We start from the raw sequence: 17123 nt of genomic DNA on the forward strand, positions 1-17123 counted from the left end.
ACGGCTCTGCGGGCGGCGGTTTCAGGTCCAGCCCATCGCGGTGTAGAGGGTGCCGTGGGAGATGGCCTCCAGGGCAGCGCGGGTGTAGTCCACGATCGGCTCGGGCAGTGCGTCCAGCGGCCACCAGCGCCATTCGGTGCAGCGCTGCGGTTCGCGTACGGATGGCTCGCCCTCCCAGCGGGAGGGGGCGAAGAAGAACCCGATGCGTGGGGTCGTGCTGCCCGGGTCGAGCAGGTCGATGACGTGGACGAGCGACAAGTCGTCCTCGGCGAGGGCGAGTCCGGTCTCCTCCTCGGCCTCCCGGACCATGCAGGAGACGGCGGCTTCCACGTCCTCTCGGTGGCCGGCGGGAAGGTGCCAGGTCGAGGGCGCGAAGGCACAGCGTGGGTGACGTTTGCCCAGGAGGACGGCCCCGTCGCGGATGAGGACCAGGTGGGCGCCGACGATGCTGCGGCTGCGGTGATTGCTCGGCTCGCGCACTTCCACGGTAGGCATGGTGCTGTCGTGGCTGTGGCTCGGGTGCGCTGCGTTCTGATGGGCGTGGAGGACCGCGGCGGTGCCGGGGTCCATGGTCATCTCCGCTGTCTCCTCGATCCGGGTCCAGCGCAGTTGAATGCCCTCGCGCAGTTCGATCTCGTGCGCGGGCACGTTCAGCGTGCCCTGGTAGACACGGACGCGGTCCTTGAAGGATCCGTTTGCGTCGAGGGTGTCCAGGGTGACGAAGCCGGTCAGGTCCGCGACGGCGAGCCCGATCTCTTCGGCGAGTTCTCTGGCGATCGCCTCGTCGCACGTCTCGCCCTTTTCGGTGTTGCCGCCGAGGAGGGCCCACTGTCCCGGTCGCCAGATCGGTTTGTTCGCGGAGCGCAGGTGGAGCAGGTAGCGGCCTTCGTCGTCCGTGAGGAGGGCCGCCGTGCCGGGAACGACCGGCCAGTCGATCGCGACGCGGGTGTGCTTCTTGACGAAGATGTGCGCAGCGCAGATGTCGGGGGCGGGGGCACCCTCGGGCAGGGGCTCGATGCTGATCCGTGGGCAGAGAGCGGCGCGGTGGTTGCGCTGCCAGTGCTGGACCTGGTCGGCCATCTCCTGGGCGGCCAGGTGGCCCGTGGCACCGTAGCCGTGGACGACCAGCTCGTACACGCCGTTGCCGTCGTCGCCGTCTGCGATGCGCTCGGTGGTCAGCCGCGCGAGGGAGGCGCCGCGCACGATGGCGGCACCGGGCCAGTGCCGGGGCGGCGGATTCAGGACCCCGTTGTCGCCGTCGGGGTCGATGGAAAGGCGGCAGAAGCCAGGCAGGGCGCCGGCCAGGTAGAGGGCGAGGGCGTCGAAGGGTTCCTGACCCCCGACGGTCACATGGGTATGAGCCACGAACGGCTCGCCGGTGAGGGCGGGGCCGAGCTGGTCGACGGGCAGCGGAGTGCCGTCTTCCCAAGAGAGGTGGACGCCGGTGCCTGGAACGGTGCGGCGGTTCGCGTCCCAGGCACCGGCGCCCTGCATGGCGACGAAGCCGCAGACAATGAGCGGCTCGTCACTGTGGAGGGCCCCGTCGCCCTTGGTGAAGCCGATGGCCCAGGTGTACTGGTGCAGGCGCAGGGGAGCGACGAGGCGTCCGCCGTCGGCGAGGGCGCCGATCCAGGGCAGGTCCCAGGTGTCGACGGTGACCAGGATGGCGTCGAAGCCGCCGTCCGGGACGATGTCGGCGGGCAGGTGCTCGGCGTCGGCGGTGACCACGCGAACGCCGTCGTACCCGGACTGGGTCAGGAAGCGGGTGGCGCGATCGGTGACGGCCGGGTTGATGTCGAGGGTGGTGACGCTGCCCGTGGGGCCGACGAGTTCGGCGATCAGGGCGGCGTTGTAGCCGCCGGAGCCGATCTCCAGCACGCGGTGGCCGGGCCGGATGCGGGCTGCTTCGAGCATGTCGGCCTGCAGCCAGGGTGCGGAGATGGAGCTGGTGATGCGGCCGTCGTCGGTATGGCGGGTGGCGATGATGTCGTTGGCGTACGCCTTCTCAGCCGGTACCTCAGGGGCGAAGGCGTGCCGTGGCACCGTGCGCACGGCGTCTTCGACCGCGGGGGTGCGAATGTGGCCGGCGTCGACGAGCTGGTCGGCCAGCTGGTGGCGCAGGGCGGCCGCCTCGTCGCGTCCGGTGGTGGGAGGTGTCGTCACGGCGGGCCTTCCAGTCGATCGGGTCATGCGGGATCCGCGACGGTGGGTGCGGCGGGTTTCGGGATGCTGGCGTTGGGTGCGTACTGGGCTGCCTGCGCGTCGAACATGGCGGCGTAGCGGCCCTGGGCGGTCATGAGTTCGTCGTGGGTGCCGTGTTCGGCGAGGCGCCCGTGGTTGAGGACGTAGATGCGGTCGGCGTGGCGGACGCCGGACATGCGGTGGGTGACCAGGACGACGGCCCGGTTCGGGGCGGCGAGGCGACGGATGCGGTCGAAGGCTTCGATCTCGGCTTCAGGGTCGAGGGCGGAGGTGGGTTCGTCGACGATGAGGACGCTGTCCGCCTGCGAAGTTGAGCTACGCCAGTGGGTGCGAGCGAGACCCACTTTCTGCCATTCGCCGCCGGAGAGCTCGATGGCGCCGCGGAACATGCGCGCCAACAGGCTCCGCAGGCCGTCGGGGAGTTTGGCGATGACCGGTCCGGCTCCGGCGTAGTCCACCGAGGGCTGCAGGTCCTGCGGTGTGGCCGCGTGGGCGGGGCGGCCGAGGCGGATATTCATGGCCGCGGTCACGGGCCAGCGCTGGAAATCCTGCGTCAGCAGCGAGACGCGCTCGAAGACCTGGGAGCGGTCGAGGTCGCTGATGTCCGCCTGGCCCCAGCGCAAGGTGCCGGCCTGGGGCAGCAGCATGCCTGAAAGGATCTTCATCAGCGTGCTCTTGCCGGAGCCGTTCTCACCGACCACGGCGGTGACCGACCCCATCGGCAGGGTGAGGGACACCCGGTCCAGGGCATCCGTGTCACGGTCGGGGTAGCGGTAGGTGACGCGGTCGAGGACGATCTCCTTGATCTGCTCGGGGACCGGATCACCCCCCTCGGGGATGATGCGCTGCGCTGCCTGGGCCAGGAACCGGCCATGGTCGCGGACGTAGAGGGATTCCTCGTGCAGCTGGTTGATGTTCATCACCAGCGCGCCCAGGCTCGCCGACCCGGTCCGAACTGCGATCACGGCGGTGCCGGCGATGGCGAGGCTCATGTGCCCGGCCGTGATCAGCCAGAACATGGCCCCGTTCACCGTCACCGTTGTCGCGTACGGCGTCAAGCACGGCCTGCACGGATTCGGGATCGGCGACTTCTCCCCGACCTACGTGGGATTCGTCGGCCTGGTGCCCGTCCTGATGTTCAACTACGTCGGTTTCGAGCTGCCCAACACCGCCGGCGACGAGATGACCGACGCCCAGAAGGACGTGCCCTTCGCCATCTTCCGCAGCGCCGTCCTCGCCGTTCTGCTGTACGCGCTGCCGATCATCGGCATCCTGCTCGTCCTGCCGGTCAAGGCCATCACTGGCCTCGGCGGATTCATTGACGCGATCCGGCAGGTCTTCACCGTGTACGGCGGCCACGTCGCCGCCGACGGCACCGCCACGCTCAGCGGCGCCGGCAGCCTGCTCGGCGACCTCGCCGCGATCATGTTCATCCTCACGGTGCTGTCCTCCGGCGTCACATGGGTCATGGGCTCCGACCGCGCCCTCGCCGTCTCCGGCTACGACGGCGCCGCGCCCCGGTTCCTCGGCGTCATCTCCAGCCGGTTCGGCACCCCTGTACGGGTCAACATCCTCAGCGGGGTGGTCTCCACCGTCGTCCTGGTTCTGGCCCACGAACTAACCAACGGCAGCGCTGCAAAGCTCTTCGGCGCCGTCCTCGGCCTCGCCGTCTCCACCACCCTCGTCAGCTACCTGGGCATCTTCCCGGCGCTCGCGGTACTGCGCCGCAAGGCCCCGGACGTCCCCCGCCCGTACAAGGCGCCCTTCCCCCGCACCATCAGCGTGATGCTCACCCTGCTCGTCCTGTTCGCCAGCGTGCAGCTGGTCGCCCCCGGACTCGGCGACCACTGGTTCGGCTCCGACTACGCGCCGGGCGGCTGGAGTTACGGCGAGCGCTGGAAGTACCTGCTGACGGAGGCCGTCCCGCTCGTCGGGTTCATGCTCCTCGGCGTGCTCTTCTGGGCGCTGGGCAAGCCAACCCGCACTTCACCTGCCGTCAAGGAGTAGCACACGGCGTCGTCGTTGGTCCCTGCGCTCCTCGGTAGATGGCTGCGTTGCTTCTTGAGTGATGGGTGGGTGGCTGTGGTCACGCCGCGGGGGCGAGTTGTCCCTGATAGCGGACGGCGTGGGTGTGCAGGTGGTCCAGTTCGGTGAAGTAGCGCCAGTACCGCTCGAAGTCGCCGTTGTCGATGACGGCGCGTGGGAGGAGGACCGCCTCGGCGCCGGTCAGGCTCCATCTCGCCCCGGTCGCGTCCAGGCGGTCCTTGACGAGGAAGCGGCAGCTTCCCGAACGCGGCGACGAGGTCGTGCGGCACGCTGCCGCTGAACGACGCCGCCCACAGGCACGGAGCACCAAGCGCTGGCTCGGCCCACGCCTACCATCCGGCCGGGCCCGCATTACCGGGTCTTCGAAGTTGAGCGGTGCAGCGTCGGTGCGCGTCTGACTGGCCGTCACAGTCTGTGATGGGTGGGGTGGTTATCGGCCCTGGTGCAGGACGCCCGTGGTCCTGGGTGATCATTTCTGTTCTCTACGCAGAAGGATCACTGGGGAGCCACGGGCTTGGTCAACGATACGACGTTGCTGCTGGACCTCGACGGGGTGTCCGTCATACGGGTCGAGCGGTGCGAGGACGGTGGGCGCCGGGTCCACCTGGCCACGGCGGATGCCTCGGCCCGGGCCTGCCCGGCCTGCGGGGTCTTCTCGTCCCGGGTGAAAGGCTCCGCGACCACCCGGCCCCGTGGTCTCCCTTATGGCGAGCGCGGGTTGGAGTTCTTGTGGCACAAGCGGCGCTGGTGGTGCCGCGAGCCGACCTGTCCTCGGAAATCATTCACCGAACAGATCCCGCAGATCCCGGCCGGCGCCCGGCTGACCGTGAGGCTACGGACTACGGCCGGACGTCGGATACGGGATGTCGGCTCCACGGTCATCCAGGCCGCCCGGGATCTGCATATGTCCTGGCCGACCGCGATGGACGCCTTCAAGGCCGTTGCCCACGAGGTCATCGAAGCGCCGCTGCCCGAGGTCGGGGTGCTGGGCATCGACGAGACCCGGCGCGGCAAGACCCGCTGGGAGCAGAACCCCGAAACGGGCAAGTGGCAGCTGACCCGGGACCGGTGGCACACCGGCTTCATCGACGCGCTCGGTTTCGGTGGCCTGCTCGGCCAGGTCGAGGGCCGCACCGTCGCCGACGTGCTGGCCTGGCTGTCCACCACACCCCTGACCTGGCGCAACAGCATCCGGCACGTGGCCATCGACATGTCGACCACCTACCGGGCCGCGATCCGCACCGGCCTGCCGAACGCCGTCGTCGCGGTCGACCACTTCCACATCGTGCAGCTCGCGAACAAGATGCTGTCCCAGGTCCGGCGCCGCACCACCGCCGAAATCCGCGGACGACGCGGACGCGCCACCGACCCAAAGGGAAGGCTCGCCGACGACTCCTGCGCAACCGCGAGGACCTCACCGACGAGCAGTTCGCGAAGATGTGGAACCCGCTGCTGGACGAGGGGAAGATCGGACAGACGCTGCTGACCGCCTGGATCGCCAAGGAAAGCCTGCGCACCCTCCTCGCTCTGGCCCGCACCGGCGCGGACCGCCACCGCATCGGCCAGGCCCGCTACAAATTCCTCACCTGGTGCGCGGACGCCGACATCCCGGAAGTGCGTACCCTCGCCACCACCGTGGACCGCTGGTGGAACGAGATGCATTCATCCCCGGCGTGAACGCCGGGGCTTTCTGCAAGAGTCCCGGTAACCGAGGCCGATCGCCTCGCTCACCCGGTGGCAGAACGTGGCGTCGTCCGGGCCGGTCAGGACTCGGTAGACGGGCAACCCGTCCGGTGGTGTGCTCACGAGTGAAGGATCTCAGGCCGGCTCCGGCTCTCGATGAGCACCCCCAGCTCAATCGCTCCCAAGGACGTAAGGGCGACCAGGTGCACAGCCGGTCAGAAGGTCGCGCGTGCGGGCGGTTTCGTGGGCTCGGGCGCGTCGTCCACGGTGCGGTTGGCGTTCAGTCCGATGGCGACTGTGAAGGAGATCCCGCAGCCGATCAGCATGTACATAGCGACCAGGTACCAGCCGCCGTCGGCCCACAGCACGAGGACGCCAGCGATGAGCGGAGTGAAGCCCCCGCCGATGGCGCTGGCGAGTTGATAGCCGACGCCTGCACCGCTGTAGCGGTATTCGGCGCCGAACATGTCGGTGAACAAGGACTGCTGGACCGAGACGGCCATGTCGTGCGCACCGTTGACCAGCAGAATCGAGGCCACCAGGATCAAGACCATGGAGCCGGACTGCAGTGCCACGAAGAAGGGGAGGGAGCCCAGAACACCCAGCCCGGCGCCCCACGCGTATATGGTGCCGCGGCCGTAGCGGTCGGCGAGGTAGGCGAAGACGGGAATGGTGACGATGGCCGCTGCGCCCACCACGAGGTTGATGGTGAGCATGCTGTCGCGGTTCAGACCGAATTCCGCGGTGCCATAGCTCACGCCGAACGTGGTCACACCGTAGAAGGTGAAGAGTTCGACGAACCGCAGGCCGATGATGGCGAGGAATCCGCCGGGGTTGGCCTTGATGGCCGCGAGCAGTGGCAGCCGCAGAGGTTGGTCTTTGGATCGGGCGGCGATCTGCTCGGTGAAGACGGTGGATTCCTCGACCGAGATACGCACGATCAGCCCGACGATGACGAGGGCCGCGCTGAAGACGAACGGGACGCGCCAGCCCCATTGCTGAAAGTCCGCTTCGGGCAGGCGTCCGGAAACGATTTTGATGGCCGCGGTAGCCAGCAGAAGCCCCACCGAGGCACCGACCTGGACGCCGCTGCCGTAGAGGCTGCGCCACTTTCGAGGAGCGCTCTCGACCGCCATCAGAGCTGCGCCGCCCCACTCACCGCCGACGGCGAAGCCCTGGACGGCACGTAGAGCGACGAGCAGGACCGGGGCCCAGATGCCCACTTCACCGTAGGTGGGCAGGACACCGATCAGGGTGGAGGCGAGCCCCATGATCACCATGGTGAGGACGAGCATCTTCTTGCGGCCCACCCGGTCGCCGAAGTGGCCGAAGACAATGCCGCCCAGGGGTCTGAAGAGGAATCCGACACCGAAGGTGGCCCATGCGGCGAGGGTTCCGACGGTGGGACTCACTTCGGGGAAGAAGAGATCGTTGAACAGGAGCCCGGCCACGATGCCGTAAAGGAAGAAGTCGTACCAGTCGACGACCGCCCCCATCAAGCCGGCGGCAGCCGCGCGCTTTGCATGAGGTGATGTCCGGCTCATTTCAACGTCCAGGTGTTGATGAGGAGGGGACGGCCGAAGGCCGTCTGTGGGGTTGATGATGGGAGTACTCGGGCAGCACGCTGCCCGGTCTGGGGAACACGTAATGCCCCGAGCACAGGCCGTGAGTGCGTGAGGGATCGTTTTGGCGCTCCGTGAGCGTCCAGCGGTCCGATGAGCCCACTTGGTGACAGGCGTTCCGACAACCACGGGCAATGGTCCGTGTGGCGGACCCGTAGATCCGCTGCGCAGAAGTTACGCCTCTCCAGGGATGCCAGCAAGGGGAGTCGTCGAATTGATCCCCACCGGTTCGTTCGCCACGTCTGCCGCGACGATGCCCGAGGTGGCAACTGCGATCACGGGCCTGCGAGTGGCGTCCCGCGGCGAGGAGTGGTCGACGAGTCCGGGTGTTCGGGTGATGGCTTCACACCGTACGTTCCCCCAACTCCCAGGGGATGTGGCCGAACGCTGGTCGCCGACTGCGGTCTCCGCGCTGGTGCGCGTCGCCGCGCGGATCGCGCTGGTGGACACCCCGAGGTCCGGGGCGCCCGTGTGAAGCGCGTTGGACGGACAGAAGCTGCCCCGGCCTCGACGCGACGGCCTGCAAGGCGTGCCCGTCCCCGCGCTGCTCGCCACGACCGAACAGCGATGCAGGGGCCGTGCCGCTGGCTGTCGACAGGGCTTGAAACACAACTCGGACGAGGGTTGTGCAAAACGTTTTGGATCCTTAGCGTCCGGTTTGAACGGAAGGATTCCAGGATGCGGCGACTGATCGTGACGTCCTGCTCGGTGCTTGTGGTGCCCGAGCAGGGCCCGTGCCGGGTGGAAGCGGACCAGGACATCGTGGTCGAGGACGGGGTGATCGTGTGGCTGGGTCCCGCGGGTACCCGGCCGGAGGCCGCCGGGGTCGCGAGCTTCTCCGGAGCTGAGACGGTCGACGGGACCGGGCTGTTGGCCATGCCAGGGTTGGTGAACTCCCATACGCACAGCCCGATGGTGTTGATGCGGGGTGCCGCCGAGGACGTCAGTGTCGAGGCGTGGTTCAACGAGCGGGTGTGGCCGATGGAGGTCAACCTGACGCCTGCCGACATCGGCCTCGGTGCCGAACTCGCCTGTGCGGAGATGCTGCTCAGCGGGGTGACCGCGTTCGCCGACCACTACTTCCACGCCGAGCGGATCGCCGAGACCGTGGTACGGACCGGGATCCGCGCCGACATCGCGCCCACGTACTTCAGCAGCCGTGGCGGCAGGGCGCTGGAGGAGAGCATCGAGACCGCCGGGGCGCTGCACGGCGCGGGCGGCGGGCGGGTCACCGCGTCGCTCGGGCCGCACGCGCCGTACACCGTGGACGACGAGGACCTGGCCCGGATCGCGGAGCGGGCCCGTGCCATGGGCGTACGGATCCACATCCACGCCGCCGAGCACCTGGAGCAGACGGAATCGAGTCTCGCGCGGCGCGGCATCACGCCCATCGGGGTGCTGGAGCGGACCGGCGTTCTGGACGCCGGGGCGTTGATCGCCCATGGATGCGGGATCACGGAACCGGATCTCGAGGTGCTGTCGCGGTACCGAGACCGGACGGCGGTGGCGTGCTGCCCGAAGGTGTACCTGAAGCACGCCCTGCACCCGCTCACCCCGGTCCGGGGCCTGCTCGGAGCCGGGGTGACCGTCGCGGCGGGGACGGACGGAGCCGCCGGACACAACACACTTGACGTGTGGGAGGCCATGCGGCTGGTGGCACTGACCCAGAAGCAGGCGGAGCGGGACGCCACATGGATGACTGTCTCCGACACCATTCGGCTGGCCACGCGCAGCGGGGCACTGGCGCTGGGGCTGGGCGACCGGATCGGTGCCCTGGAACCCGGCCGCCGGGCGGACATCGTGCTGGTCGATCTGTCCGGCCTCCACTGCCGGCCTCTGCACGACCCGGTGGCGGCTCTGGTCTACAGCACCCGGGCGAGTGATGTGCGCACGGTGGTCGTGGACGGGCGGGTCGTGGTGCGCGACGGGCGCCTGCTGACCGTGGACGTGCCTGGGCTGCTGGCCGAGATCGAGGCGCGGGTGCCCGCGCTGCTGGACACCTCGCACGGCAGGGCGGTTCAGCGCTATGACCCCTGACACAGACGCCGACGAGGGCAGACGCCGGGTGCGGCGGCCCGCGTCGATCAAGGACGTCGCGGCCGCTGCCCGGGTGAGCCCGACCACGGTCTCGCACGTGCTGAGCGGCAACCGGCCGGTCGCCCAGGAGACCGCGGACCGGGTGCGCGCGGTGGTCGCCAGGCTCGGCTTCGTGCCGGCCTCGACCGCCCGCAACCTGCAGGCGGGTTCCACGAACGTCATCGGCCTACTCGTTCCCGACATCACCAACCAGTTCTTCGCGGAGCTGGCCAAGGGCGTCGAGGACGCCGCCCACGACCTGGGTTACGGGGTCATCCTGTGCAACACCGAGTTCGACCCCGAGCGCGAGGACCGCTACCTGGAGCTGCTGCGGGGCCGGTTCATCGACGGGATGGTCTACGCGTCGGGTTCACCACCCTCCCGCGACCGGCTGGCATCGCTGCTCGGCCGCTTCCCCATAGCCCTGGCCGACGAGGTGGTCCCTGGGCTGCTGGAGCAGACGATCCTCGTCACCGCCGACCACCGCGCGGGCGGCCGGCTGGTCGGGCAGCACCTGCGGGAGCTGGGCCACCGCAGGGCGCTGGCGGTGAGCGGCCCGGGGGACCTGGTCAGCAGTGTCGAGCGGATCGCGGGATTCCGGGAGGCGTTCGGCGACGAGGGCGTCACTGAGGTCGAGGGCGCCTTCGTCGAGCGGTCCGGTTACGACATGGTGGCCGCGGCCCTCAACAGGGGCGGCCCGCGCCGCTTCACCGCGGTGTTCGCGGCCAACGACCTCATGGCGCTCGGCGCGGTCGCCGCCCTGGAGGACGCGGGGCTGAGCGTCCCGCACGACGTGTCGGTGGCGGGCTTCGACGACATCATGCTCGCCGCCCGCGTCCACCCCCCGCTCACCACCGTCCATCAGCCCGCGTATGACATCGGCCGCACGGCCGCCGCCCAGTTGCTGCAGTACGTCCACCGGGGCGAGGTACCCCCCGCCTCCCGTCACATCCTCCCGGTCCGGCTGAAAGCCCGCGCCAGCACGGCCGCCCTGCGCTGACACCGCCCGTAACCCAGAAATCCCGTAACCCCATAACCCGAACTGAAAGGCACGGCGCAGCGATGACGCATGTCCTCGTCGTGGGTGAGTCCTGGTTCACCCACTCCATCCACCACAAGGGGTTCGACTCCTTCCACACCTCCGAGTACGTCGAGGGGGCGGGCGCCTTCCTGGGCGCGCTGCGCGATCGCGGCCACGAGGTGACGTACGTACCGGCGCACGAGATACCCCACCGGCTGCCCTCCTCGGTCGAGGGATTCGCCGCGTACGACGTGGTGGTGATCAGCGACGTGGGGGCCAACAGCTTCCAGCTCCCGCCGGAGACCTTCGCCCGCTCCGTTCCCGCGCCGGATCGCCCCGAACTGCTGCGGGCGTACGTCGAGGGCGGCGGCGGCCTGCTGATGGTGGGCGGCTACCTCACCTTCACCGGCATCGACGCCAAGGCCCGCTGGGGGCGCACCCCGCTGGCCGCCGCACTGCCGGTCGCTCTGCACGACCGCGACGACCGGGTGGAGCTGCCCGCCGGTGCCTCGCCCCGGGTCGTCGCCCGGCACCGGGTGGTCGACGGGCTGGGCGCGACCTGGCCGTCTCTGCTCGGTCTCAACGAGGTGCGGGTACGGGACGGGGCCGAGCTGCTCGCCGAGTGCGGCGGTCACCCGCTGCTGGTGGTCGGTGGGTACGGCGCCGGGCGGTCGGCGGCCTTCACCTCCGACCTCGCGCCGCACTGGGCGCCGCCGGACTTCCTCGCGTGGAAGGGATACCCGGAGCTCTGGGACCGACTGGTTTGCTGGCTGGCGGCGGCCGACACTGCTGCGGCAACCGACCCGGCGGGGGAGGAAGCCTGATGGTCACTCCGCACATTTCCGCCGCACCCGGCGACTTCGCCCCGGATGTGCTGATGCCCGGCGACCCACGCCGGGCCCGACGGATCGCTGAAACCTTCCTGCAAGACGCCCGCCTGGTCACCGAAGTACGCGGCATCGAGGGCTGGACAGGCACCTACCGGGGCAGACCGCTGTCCGTCCTGGCCTCCGGCATGGGCATGCCGTCCGTGACCATCTACGCCACCGAGCTCTTCCGCTTCTACGGAGTACGCAGCATCGTCCGCGTCGGCACCGCCGGCGGAATACCACAGGCGGTGGGTCTGCGCGACGTCGTGGTGGCCACCGCCGCCCACACCGACTCGGCGATGAGCGACCATCGCGTCGACGGCGTGCATCTGAGTCACGCCGCATCGTTCGACCTGGCCAAAGCTGCCGCGGAGGCAGCGGCCGGGGCTGCCGGAACGGGTGCGCGCGACGGGCCGGGCGTGCACATCGGGCCGGTCTTCACCAGCGACCACTTCTACCTCGCCCGCCCCGGCCTGTTCGAGCAGCTGGAGGCCCACGGCACGCTGGCCGTCGAGATGGAGGCCGCCGGCCTGTACGCCACCGCCGCCGCCGAGGGCGGCCGGGCCCTGGCCGTGCTGACGGTCAGCGACCACATACGCCTGGCCCAGGCGCTCACGCCGGCCGAGCGCGAGGCCGATTTCGAGCGAGCCGTCACCATCGCAGCCACCACACTGGAAACAAGCTCCTAACACAGAGGCGTACGAAGACGTATGGCCAAAACGTTTTGCATTGCATAGCTTTCGGCCAACGCGAAGGAGAAAAGAACGATGAACAAGATCAAGGCCCTCGGGGCCATAACAGCACTCTCCGCACTGCTCGCCGGATGTGGATCAGCGACGGGCTCTTCCGGATCCTCAAGCTCTTCCGGCTCTTCGGCCGGAAAACTGAGAATCAAGTTCGTGGTCAACGGAAACCTCGGCGATCGTTCGTTCTTCGACTCCGCCTACGCGGGCCTGAAGAAGACGGAGAAGGACCTCGGCTACAGCCTCAAGGTCGTCGAGCTGGGCGGCGACCGCACGAAGTGGCAGTCCGGCTTCGAGGACGCGGCCTCGGGCGACGACTACGACGTGCTCGCGGCGGGCACCGTGGACACCGCTGCCTTCATCTCCAAGCTGGCGCCCGAATACCCGAAGAAGAAGTTCTGGCTTTTCGACTCCACCGTCGACTACACGGGCAAGAGCGGCTGTTCCAACAAGTGCGCCAATGTGTACTCCGTCACCTTCAAGCAGAACGAGGCCGCCTATCTGGCAGGATTCCTCGCCGACAAACTGGTCGCCGCCAATTCCCTCCCCGGCGCCTCCGGCAGCAAGAAGGTGGGCCTGATGGGCGGGGTGAAGATCCCGGTGATCGAGGACTTCGTCGTCGGATTCAAGGCCGGATTCAAGGCGGCCGGCGGAAATCCGTCGTCCGGTGTCCTGGTGCAGTACGTGGGCGGCGACAACCCGTTCGGCGACCCCGCGAAGGGCAAGGAGATCGCCTCGTCCATGTACTCGCAGGGGGCGGCCCTGGTGTGGCCGGTGGCGGGCTCCTCCGGCCTCGGCGTGTTCGAGTCGGCCGTCACCGCCAAGCGCTACGCCTTCGGCGTCGACTCCGACCAGTACAAGACCCTGGGCGACCCCGCCCAGCAGCAGACCGTGGTCACCTCCATCCTCAAGAACGCCGGCAACGCCCTCTATCTGGCGGCCAAGGAGAACAAGGCCGGCACCCTGGCCTACGGCAAGTCCTCCGCGGTCGGCCTCGCCGAGGACGGCGTGGGCTACGTCGACAACGCCAACTTCGACAAGCTCGTGCCTGCTGCCGTACGCGCCGAACTCAAGTCACAGGCGGCGAAGATCGCGTCCGGCGCGGTCCAGGTCCCGTCCGCCTTCTGACCTGCGGCCCTGGTACGGAAGGAGCCCCCGTGGACCAGCATCCCCCGCCCCGCCCCGCCCTCGCCCTGCAGGTCACCGGCCTGGGGAAGACGTACCCCAACGGCACCCGCGCCGTCAGCGACGTCGACCTCGAGGTACCCGGCGGCGAGATCCGGGCGATCGTCGGACAGAACGGCGCCGGCAAGTCGACGCTGATGAAGCTGCTGTACGGCCTGGAGCAGCCGTCCGCCGGACAGATCCGCGTCCACGGCGAGGCGTTCAGGCTCTCCGGACCCCAGGACGCCATCGCCCTCGGGGTGGGCATGGTCCACCAGAACCTCATGCTGGTGCCGTCCTTCACCATCGCCGAGAACGTCGTCCTCGGCGTGGAACCCGGCCCGGCCGCCCGGGTCGACCGGTCCGCCGCCGTCGAGCGCACCGCCGCGCTGGCGAAGGAGGCGGGCCTGGCCGTCGACCCGCAGGCCAGGGTCAGCGACGTCTCCGTGGGGATGCGGCAGCGAGCAGAGATCCTCAAGGCACTGCACCGCGGCGCCCGCATCCTCATCCTGGACGAGCCCACCGCCGTCCTCACCCCACAGGAGACCACCGACCTCTTCGAAGCCGTACGCGGGCTCCGCGACCAGGGCATGACCGTGCTCTTCATCTCCCACAAGCTCAAAGAGGTGCGGGAGATCAGCGACCGCGTCACCGTGATGCGTGCCGGGTCCGTGGTCGGCACCGTACGCACCGAGGACGCGTCCCCCGCGCAGCTGGCGTCCATGATGGTCGGGCGGGAGATGTCCCTGGACATCCCGAGGCCCCCCGCGCACCCCGGTGCGACCGTGCTCAAGGTGCGGAACCTGGCCTCCGGGGCGGACGCGGGACAGCCCCTGCACGGTGTCTCCCTCGAGATCGCCGCCGGGGAGATCGTCGGCCTGGCGGGCATCGAAGGAAACGGCCAGACCGAACTGGTGGAGCTCCTCGCCGGGCTGCGCCGCCCGGCCGCCGGCTCCGTCACCGTCGACGGCACCGATGTCACCCACCTGGATGCGGCGGCGCACCGCGCGGCCGGTATCGCCCACGTCCCGGAGGACCGGCTGTCCAACGGGGCGGCCCTGGACCAGTCCATCGCCGACAACCTGATCGTCGACCGCTTCTCCAGGCCCCCGCTCGCCCGGCGCGGCGCGCTGCACATCCGCCGCATACGGGAGCTGGCCGAGGACCTGATCCGCCGTTACGCGATCCGGGCCCCGCACCCCGCCGTACCGGCCGGAGCGCTGTCCGGCGGCAACCTGCAGAAGGTCGTCGTCGCCCGCGAACTGTCCTCCCAGCCGCGCCTGTTGCTGGCCGCCCAGCTCACCCGGGGCGTCGACATCGGCGCCATGCACTTCATGTACGAGCGGCTCGTCGAAGCCCGCGACGCGGGCGCGGCAATCCTTCTGGTCTCCGCGGACCTCGGCGAACTGCTCGCGCTCTCCGACCGGCTTCTGGTGATCAAGGACGGCCGGCTGGTCGGTCGCTTCGACGATCCGGCCGGACTCACGGAGGAAGAGACCGGGCTGTACATGCTCGGCGTCGAACAGCACTCACAACAGCGGATCACGGCAGGTGCACGATGACGACCACCGTCGAGCTGGAAGGCCGCCGCGAGTTCCTCGCCGCCAGGCGCCAGTCCACCGCTGTCGAGCTGACGATGACCGTGCTCACCGTCGCCGTCGCCGTCCTCATCGCCTTCCTGGTGATCCTGGCGACCGGCAAAGACGCCCCCGGCGCCCTGAACGCGCTCCTCACCGGCCCCCTCGACCGCACCCCGCGCATCGGCCGCTGGCTCGCCGACGCCACGACGCTCTCCCTTCTCGGCCTGTCCGTCGCCATCCCCTTCCGGGCCCGGCAGATCAGCCTCGGCGCGGAAGGCCAGGTGTACGCGGGTGCCCTGGCGGGCGCGCTGGTGGCGATCAACGTCCCCCTGCCGCCGGTCGCCGCCATGGTCGTACCGCTGTGCGCAGCCGCTCTGGCGGGCGGCGCGCTGGGCGCGGTGCCCGGGGTGATGAAGGCCCGCCTCGGGGCCAGCGAGATCGTCGCCACGCTCATGGTCAACGCCATCGTCGTACGGGTCTTCGACTGGCTGCTCACCGACCACCTCAAGGCTCCCGCCAGCGCCGCCGTGCAGTCGGCTCCCATCCGGCCCGACTCGGCGCTCCCGCTGCTCTCGGACTTCTTCGGCGTCCCCCTGGACCAGGCCAACATCGGACTGTTCGGCATGCTCGCGGTGACCGCCGCCGTGTGGTTCCTGCTCGCAAGGACGCCCCTGGGCTACCGCATCCGCATGACCGGCTCCAACCCCGAATTCGCCCGGTATGGCGGCATCGACGTGCCCCGCACCATCGAGTGGAGCTTCGTCATCGGCGGCGCGCTGGCCGGACTGGCCGGCGCTCACCTCGCCCTCGGCGTGTACGGCGGGCTCCAGCCCGACATGGCCGGCGGCATCGCCTTCGAGGGCATCGTGGTCGCCCTGCTGGCCCGCAACAACCCGGTCGCCGTGGTCGCCGCCGCGCTCCTCTACTCGTACCTGCGCGTCGGCGGTGACGTGATGGAACAGCAGACGGACGTCGGTTCCGAGGCCGTGACCATCATCCAGGCGGTCATCGTGCTGCTGGTGACGGCCCGGACGCTGCCCGAACTCGTCAAGCGCCAGCTCGCCAGAAGGCTTGCCCGAAGGGAGGCCCTCTGATGGGCCCCGTCCTCGACGTCGTGCTCAGCGCCGGCTTCCTCGCCGCGATCCTGCGGGTGTCGACCCCCTATGTCCTCGCCTCCCTCGGCGGACTGCTCGCCGAACGGGCCGGCGTGCCGAACATCGCCCTGGAGGGCTCGATGCTGGCCGCCGCGTGCACCGGGGCCCTGGTCGCCGGATACAGCGGCTCGGTAGCGGCCGGGGCCGTCTGCGGGATCGCCGCCGGCGCGCTGCTCACCCTGCTGCTGGGCGTACTCCACCTGTACCTGGGCGCCGACGCGATCATCGCGGGCATCGGCCTCAACCTGCTGGCGTCCGGCGCGACCGCGTACGCCGTGTACGCCCTGCTCGGCGACAAGGGCGGCACCAGCCGGCTGCACAGCGGAGCCCTCCCCGAGGTCCGCCTTCCACTGATCGAGGACATCCCGGGCCTCGGCACAGTGGTGAGCGGGCAGAACCTGATGACCTGGATCGCCCTCGCCGCCGCCCCGGCGGTCGCCTGGCTGCTGCACCGCACCCGGTTCGGCTTCCACCTGCGCGCCGTCGGCGAGTTCCCCGACGCGGCCCGCTCGGTCGGCATCCCCGTCCGCCGCGTCCAGTTCGCCACCCTGGCACTCAGCGGAGCGCTGGCCGGCGCCGCCGGGGTCTTCCTCAGCATGGGCGCCGTCTCCTTCTTCGTCACCGGCATGACGGCCGGCCGCGGCTACATCGCCCTGGCCGCCGTCTTCCTCGGCGCGCTGCGCCCCTGGGGCGTCTTCCTGGCCGCGCTCGGCTTCGGCGCGGCCGAGGCCCTGGCCGTCCAGCTCGGCAACCTGAGCATTCCCTCGCAGCTGGTCTCCGCCATCCCGTACGCCCTCACCCTGCTCGCCCTGGCGTTCTTCGCCTGGCGCCGCCGTCGCCCGGCCCGCCCGGCTTCCCCGGTCTCCGGCGTGGCCGCGGATCCGGCGACCAACTGAACCTCGCCCCCTGTTTTCTTCGCCGTCCCTCCCTTGTTCCCTCCCGCATGCCCTGTCCCGCACGCCC

General features: G+C 69.8%; 15 protein-coding genes and 2 pseudogenes. 12 read left to right on the plus strand and 5 right to left on the minus strand.

Annotated elements, in window-relative coordinates; translation table 11 throughout:
- Positions 1-21: 21 nt before the first annotated feature.
- Positions 22-2163, minus strand: coding sequence for a methyltransferase, FxLD system (gene fxlM, locus ACZ4RZ_RS36655; protein ID WP_467751242.1), 2142 nt, complete (start codon positions 2161-2163; stop codon positions 22-24).
- A 23-nt stretch (positions 2164-2186) separates the two neighbouring features.
- Positions 2187-3221: an ATP-binding cassette domain-containing protein gene (locus ACZ4RZ_RS36660; protein ID WP_467751244.1), complete on the minus strand. Its 1035-nt coding sequence runs from the start codon at positions 3219-3221 to the stop codon at positions 2187-2189.
- On the opposite strand from ACZ4RZ_RS36660, the gene ACZ4RZ_RS36665 reads away from it, so the two are divergent.
- Positions 3205-4209, plus strand: a complete 1005-nt coding sequence (locus ACZ4RZ_RS36665) for an APC family permease (protein WP_467751245.1) — start codon at positions 3205-3207, stop codon at positions 4207-4209. The genes ACZ4RZ_RS36660 and ACZ4RZ_RS36665 overlap by 17 nt on opposite strands.
- A gap of 281 nt (positions 4210-4490) precedes the next feature.
- Here ACZ4RZ_RS36665 and ACZ4RZ_RS36670 read toward each other — a convergent pair.
- A pseudogene (locus ACZ4RZ_RS36670) lies at positions 4491-4595 on the minus strand (DUF317 domain-containing protein); the annotation flags it as partial.
- Positions 4596-4762: 167 nt separating this feature from the next.
- On the opposite strand from ACZ4RZ_RS36670, the gene ACZ4RZ_RS36675 reads away from it, so the two are divergent.
- Together ACZ4RZ_RS36675 and ACZ4RZ_RS36680 are read left to right on the plus strand one after the other, a co-directional pair.
- Positions 4763-5734 (plus strand): transposase, encoded by a 972-nt coding sequence (locus ACZ4RZ_RS36675; RefSeq protein ID WP_467751246.1) that lies wholly within the window; start codon positions 4763-4765, stop codon positions 5732-5734.
- On the plus strand, positions 5644-5925 hold the full coding sequence (locus ACZ4RZ_RS36680) for a transposase (RefSeq protein ID WP_467751347.1): 282 nt from the start codon (positions 5644-5646) through the stop codon (positions 5923-5925). Before ACZ4RZ_RS36675 ends, ACZ4RZ_RS36680 begins: the two co-directional genes overlap by 91 nt.
- A gap of 24 nt (positions 5926-5949) precedes the next feature.
- On the opposite strand, the pseudogene ACZ4RZ_RS36685 reads toward ACZ4RZ_RS36680, so the two are convergent.
- A pseudogene (locus tag ACZ4RZ_RS36685) lies at positions 5950-6054 on the minus strand (DUF1737 domain-containing protein); the annotation flags it as partial.
- Between the two features lie 92 nt (positions 6055-6146).
- The gene (gene shiA / locus ACZ4RZ_RS36690; RefSeq protein WP_467751247.1) at positions 6147-7475 is read right to left on the minus strand and encodes a shikimate transporter; all 1329 of its coding nucleotides are present in this window, start codon (positions 7473-7475) and stop codon (positions 6147-6149) included.
- 340 nt (positions 7476-7815) lie between these two features.
- Between shiA and ACZ4RZ_RS36695 the strand changes: the two genes are divergently transcribed.
- The 9 genes from ACZ4RZ_RS36695 (at position 7816) to ACZ4RZ_RS36735 (ending at position 17056) form a co-directional block, all read left to right on the plus strand.
- Positions 7816-8028: a hypothetical protein gene (locus ACZ4RZ_RS36695; RefSeq protein WP_467751248.1), complete on the plus strand. Its 213-nt coding sequence runs from the start codon at positions 7816-7818 to the stop codon at positions 8026-8028.
- Positions 8029-8231: 203 nt separating this feature from the next.
- A complete protein-coding gene (locus tag ACZ4RZ_RS36700; protein WP_467751249.1) occupies positions 8232-9590 on the plus strand; it encodes an amidohydrolase in 1359 nt (452 codons plus the stop codon).
- Entirely contained in the window at positions 9580-10629 is a 1050-nt protein-coding gene (locus tag ACZ4RZ_RS36705) for a LacI family DNA-binding transcriptional regulator (protein ID WP_467751250.1), read from the plus strand. Before ACZ4RZ_RS36700 ends, ACZ4RZ_RS36705 begins: the two co-directional genes overlap by 11 nt.
- A 62-nt stretch (positions 10630-10691) precedes the next feature.
- The gene (locus ACZ4RZ_RS36710; protein ID WP_123969434.1) at positions 10692-11474 is read left to right on the plus strand and encodes a glutamine amidotransferase; all 783 of its coding nucleotides are present in this window, start codon (positions 10692-10694) and stop codon (positions 11472-11474) included.
- A complete protein-coding gene (gene deoD / locus ACZ4RZ_RS36715; protein ID WP_467751251.1) occupies positions 11474-12208 on the plus strand; it encodes a purine-nucleoside phosphorylase in 735 nt (244 codons plus the stop codon). The genes ACZ4RZ_RS36710 and deoD overlap by 1 nt, the downstream gene beginning before the upstream one ends.
- A 210-nt stretch (positions 12209-12418) precedes the next feature.
- Positions 12419-13390, plus strand: coding sequence for a BMP family ABC transporter substrate-binding protein (locus ACZ4RZ_RS36720; protein WP_467751253.1), 972 nt, complete (start codon positions 12419-12421; stop codon positions 13388-13390).
- A gap of 29 nt (positions 13391-13419) precedes the next feature.
- The gene (locus ACZ4RZ_RS36725) at positions 13420-14988 is read left to right on the plus strand and encodes an ABC transporter ATP-binding protein (protein WP_467751255.1); all 1569 of its coding nucleotides are present in this window, start codon (positions 13420-13422) and stop codon (positions 14986-14988) included.
- Complete coding sequence (locus ACZ4RZ_RS36730) at positions 14985-16100, plus strand: ABC transporter permease (protein ID WP_467751256.1); 1116 nt, start codon at positions 14985-14987, stop codon at positions 16098-16100. The genes ACZ4RZ_RS36725 and ACZ4RZ_RS36730 overlap by 4 nt, the downstream gene beginning before the upstream one ends.
- Positions 16100-17056, plus strand: a complete 957-nt coding sequence (locus tag ACZ4RZ_RS36735; RefSeq protein ID WP_467751258.1) for an ABC transporter permease — start codon at positions 16100-16102, stop codon at positions 17054-17056. The genes ACZ4RZ_RS36730 and ACZ4RZ_RS36735 overlap by 1 nt, the downstream gene beginning before the upstream one ends.
- Positions 17057-17123 lie beyond the last annotated feature (67 nt).

The organism is Streptomyces sp. NPDC027189, assembly GCF_055566975.1.